Raw genomic sequence first — 4,377 nt, 5'->3', positions numbered from 1 at the left:
TCTGCAGCTTGGCGCGCAACCGCTTGTTGGCGCCGACACCGCCAGCGACCACCAGCACATCGCAGCCGGCCGCATCCAGCGCACGTCCGCACTTGATGGCCAGCGTGTCGACCACCGCATCCTCGAAACCACGCGCGATGTCGGCACGGGTCTGCTCACTCTGGTCACTGTCGCGCCAGGCCAGCAACACCTGGGTCTTGAGACCGGAAAAACTGAAATCCAGCCCCGGGCGATCGGTCATCGGACGGGCGAACTTGTAACGCCCGGGCGTACCGGTCTCGGCCAGCCGGGCCAGCTGCGGCCCGCCCGGATACGGCAGACCCATCAATTTGGCGGTCTTGTCGAAGGCCTCACCGGCGGCATCGTCCAGGGTTTCGCCGAGCAGGCGGTACCTGCCGATCGCGTCGACCGCGATCAGCTGGGTATGGCCACCGGACACCAGCAGCGCCACGAACGGCGGCTCCGGCGGATCATCCTCCATCAGCGGCGCCAGCAGGTGCCCTTCCATGTGGTGTACGCCGATGGCCGGCACGTCCAGTCCCCAGGCCAGCGCGCGTGCCACCCCGGCACCCACCAGCAGCGCGCCGACCAGACCGGGCCCAGCCGTGTAGGCCACCCCGTCGATCTCGGACATGGCGATGCCGGCCTCGTCCAGGGTCTGCCGGATCAGCGGCAGGGTCTTGCGGACGTGGTCGCGGCTGGCCAGCTCCGGCACCACTCCACCGTATTCAGCGTGCAGCGCGATCTGGCTGTAGACCGCATGGGCGCGCAGCGCCGCCGCACCGGACAGGCCGGTGTCGTACACCGCCACGCCGGTCTCATCGCAGGATGATTCAATACCGAGAACTTTCATGCCACTATTGTGGACCTGCGCGGAGGTCTTGGCGATGCATCAAGATCCGCCCGCAGCCTTGCAGTGGCGGGCTTGCAGCCACTGGCCGCGCGTAGGCGGATGACCTGCTTGGCCCTGCCCTCTTGCATGGCTCGCCAAAGCCGATATAATGCGCGGCTCGCCGGGCGTGACCCGGTTTCATTGTGTCCCGGAGATTCCATGCCCAGCGTTAAAGTCCGCGAGAACGAGCCCTTCGAGTTTGCTCTCCGCCGCTTCAAGCGCACTTGCGAAAAGGCCGGTGTGCTGGCCGAAACCCGCAAGCGCGAGTTCTATGAAAAGCCGACCCAGGAACGCAAGCGCAAGGCTGCTGCTGCCGTGAAGCGCCAGCTGCGTCGTTCCTCGCGTGACGTTACCAAGCGTCAGCGGCTGTACTGATCGTACGTGACTCCTGAACGGGGGGCTCTGGCCTTCCGTCCTGGAGTAAAAGCCGGCACGCGCAAGCGTGGCCGGCTTTTCGCGTTCGCGGCGCTTGACTATTCCCAGCGCCTCACCGTATTCCCGATCCCGCAACGAGGTGATCCATGAGCCTGAAGCAACAGCTGACCGATGACATGAAAGCCGCCATGAAGGCCGGCGACAAGCACTCCCTGGGCGTGATCCGCCTGATCAACGCGGCCATCAAGCAGCGGGAAGTGGACGAGCGCATCGAGCTGGACGACGCCGCGGTGATCGCCGTGCTCGACAAGATGGTCAAGCAGCGCAAGGACTCGGTGACCCAGTTCGAAGCCGCCAACCGTGAAGACCTTGCCGCCATCGAGCGCGACGAGATCGGGGTGATCGAGCGCTACGTGCCGGCGAAGATGGGCGAGGCCGAGATCCAGACCGCCATCACCGCCGCCATCGCCGAAACCGGCGCCAGCAGCGCCGCCGACATGGGCAAGCTGATGGGCGTGCTCAAGCCCAAGCTGGCCGGCCAGGCCGATATGGGCCTGGTGTCCAAGCTGGTCAAGCAGGCCTTTGCCGGCTGAACCGGCCCGCCCGCGCTGTCCCGACAAGGCCCGCCAACGCGGGCCTTGTCGTTTGCGCAACTGCCGCAGACCCGCCAGCACAACGCTCCGGAGCCCTCGGCAGGGAACATGAAGCACGCTCCGGAACCTGCCTTCCCGCCCCTACGGCGGCAACGCCACGCAATCCCCAACACCACGCCCGGCACCCTCGTTTCATCCCGGCCCACGCCCGGTTTTGCTAGAACAACGCCCTGCCTTCAGCCGAGACCACCGATGCCAGCGAGCCGCCCCGCTTTGCACACCTTCAAATCCCGCCTGGAGCGGCTGCAGCAGAGCCTGCCGGCCGCATTGGTACGTCGCTTCATCGACACCGATGTGATGACCCAGGCCGCCTCGCTGGCGTTCTACACCCTGCTGTCACTGGCCCCGCTGCTGATACTGCTGTTGTGGCTGACCGCCTCGCTGTATCCGCCCGCGCAGCAGGCGCTGATCGATCAGATCGTGTCGCTGGCCGGGCCCAGCGTGGCCGCGGTGGCGCAGACCGTGATCGCCAATGCCCGCGCCCAGCCCGATCTGGCTCGCTGGCCGGGATCTGGAGCCTGGCTTTGCTGTTGATCGGCGCCACCGTCGTGTTCGCGCAGCTGCAGGCGGCACTGAACCTGATTTTCCGTACCGATTCGACCCGCTTTGACGGCTTTGCCGGCTGGCTGAAGAAACGCGTGTTCTCCGCCGGCGTGGTGCTGGCGCTGGGCTTTCTGCTGATCGTCTCGATGGTCGCCACCACCGCGCTGCAGGTGGTCTTCGCTCAATTGCCCTCGTTGCTGCCGGCGGTGGGCTACACCACGACGCTGCTGCTGTACGCGCTGGGCTTTGCCTTCCTCTACCACTACCTGCCCGACCGCCCGGTCGACTGGCGCCAGGCCTTTCTCGGCGGCGCCATCACCTCGGCGCTGTTCACCTTTGGCCGCTACGCGATCGGCCTGTACCTGGCCAATACCGCGCCCGGCAGTGCCTACGGCTCGATGGGCGCACTGGTGATCATGCTGGTCTGGGTCTACTACGCCAGCGTGGTGTTCTTCGCCGGTGCGCTGATCACCGCGGTGATCGACGAACGCGCCCATGTCGCGCGCAGCAGTGCCACCGCGCCTGCCGGGGCCACCGCACCCTAGTACACTTGCATCACTCTTTTGCCATGACCGCCTTACGGTGGTGTGTTCTTTCGCCGCATGGCCAGACTTCCCGACGCCTTCATCGACGACCTGCTCGCCCGCACCGACATTGTCGAGGTGGTCGGCACACGCGTGCCGCTCAAGCGCCAGGGCAAGGAGTACGCGGCGCGCTGCCCGTTCCATGACGAGCGCTCGGCCTCGTTCACCGTTTCACCGACCAAGCAGTTCTATCACTGCTTCGGTTGCGGCGCGCACGGCACCGCGATCAGCTTTCTGATGAATTACGACCGCCTCGAGTTTCTCGATGCGGTGGAGGAACTGGCCAAGCGTGTGGGCATGGAAATCCCGCGCGAAACCAGTGCGCGCACCGCGCAGCAGCAGGACGACAGCCGCGACCAGTACTCGGCGCTGGATGCGGCCAGCCGTTTCTTCCAGAAGCAGCTGGAAAGCAGCGACAAGGCCCGCGCCTATCTGGATGGCCGCGGCGTGGACGCCGACACCCGCACCCGCTTCGCCATCGGCTACGCACCGGACGGCTACAGCGCGCTGAAGGATGCGCTGGGCAAGGACGAGCGGCGCATGAAGCTGCTCGAGCGCGTCGGCCTGTTCTCCAAGAACGACCGCGGCCACGTCTACGACAAGTTCCGCGACCGGGTGATGTTCCCGATCTTCGACCGCCGCGGCCGCGTCATCGCCTTCGGCGGGCGCGTGTTCGAGAAGGACGACGGCCCCAAGTACCTCAACTCCCCCGAGACCGCGCTGTTCCACAAGGGGCGCGAGCTGTACGGCCTGTGGCAGGTGCGCCAGGCCAACCAGAAGATTGAGCGGCTGATCGTGGTCGAGGGCTACATGGATGTGGTCAGCCTGTTCCAGTTCGGCGTCACCCAGGCGGTGGCGACGCTGGGCACGGCAACCACGCCGGACCATGCCGAGCTGCTGTTCCGCAACGCGCCGGATGTGTATTTCTGCTTCGACGGGGACGCCGCCGGGCGCCGTGCCGGCTGGCGCGCACTGGAATCGGTATTGCCCCGCATGAAGGACGGCCGTCAGGCGTTCTTCCTGTTCCTGCCCGATGGCGAGGACCCGGACAGCATCGTGCGCAAGGAAGGCGCCGCGGGCTTTGATACGCGCCTGAAACAGGCCACGCCGCTGTCGCAGTTCTTCTTCGACGAGCTGACCCGCGAGATCAACCTGGGCACGCTCGACGGCAAGGCACGCCTGGCCGAGCGCGCGCGGCCGATGCTGGCGCAGATTCCCGATGGCGCTTTTGCCGACCTGATGAAACAGGAACTCGCGCGCCTGACCGGTATCGGCAGCACCTCCGGCGCCATGCCCGCCGCCCCGCGTCCTGCCGCGCGCAACACGGTGC

General features: G+C 66.5%; 4 protein-coding genes and 1 pseudogene. 4 read left to right on the top strand and 1 reads right to left on the bottom strand.

Annotated features, from left to right (window positions below):
* Nucleotides 1–853, bottom strand: an 853-nt coding sequence (gene tsaD / locus JCM9942_RS11305) for a tRNA (adenosine(37)-N6)-threonylcarbamoyltransferase complex transferase subunit TsaD (protein WP_054659737.1), incomplete at its 3' end; no start/stop codon positions are given.
* A 198-nt stretch (nucleotides 854–1,051) separates the two neighbouring features.
* Between tsaD and rpsU the strand changes: the two genes are divergently transcribed.
* From rpsU to dnaG, 4 genes and pseudogenes are all read left to right on the top strand, one after another.
* The gene (rpsU, locus tag JCM9942_RS11300; protein WP_002808376.1) at nucleotides 1,052–1,267 is read left to right on the top strand and encodes a 30S ribosomal protein S21; all 216 of its coding nucleotides are present in this window, start codon (nucleotides 1,052–1,054) and stop codon (nucleotides 1,265–1,267) included.
* Between the two features lie 146 nt (nucleotides 1,268–1,413).
* A complete protein-coding gene (locus tag JCM9942_RS11295; protein WP_054659735.1) occupies nucleotides 1,414–1,860 on the top strand; it encodes a GatB/YqeY domain-containing protein in 447 nt (148 codons plus the stop codon).
* A gap of 252 nt (nucleotides 1,861–2,112) precedes the next feature.
* A pseudogene (locus JCM9942_RS11290) lies at nucleotides 2,113–3,008 on the top strand (YihY/virulence factor BrkB family protein).
* 57 nt (nucleotides 3,009–3,065) lie between these two features.
* Nucleotides 3,066–4,377: DNA primase (gene dnaG / locus JCM9942_RS11285; RefSeq protein ID WP_054659733.1), on the top strand; the 1,312-nt coding region annotated here is incomplete at its 3' end.

Origin of the sequence: Stenotrophomonas pictorum JCM 9942, from assembly GCF_001310775.1 — a bacterium.
GTDB lineage: Bacteria > Pseudomonadota > Gammaproteobacteria > Xanthomonadales > Xanthomonadaceae > Stenotrophomonas > Stenotrophomonas pictorum.
This window is presented reverse-complemented; position numbering and strand designations above follow the sequence as displayed.

What these genes read in the sequence shown, in the direction of transcription:
- rpsU (WP_002808376.1), top strand. Translation starts at nt 1,052, where the DNA reads ATGCCCAGCGTTAAAGTCCGCGAGAACGAGCCCTTCGAGTTTGCTCTC.
- JCM9942_RS11295 (WP_054659735.1), top strand. Translation starts at nt 1,414, where the DNA reads ATGAGCCTGAAGCAACAGCTGACCGATGACATGAAAGCCGCCATGAAG.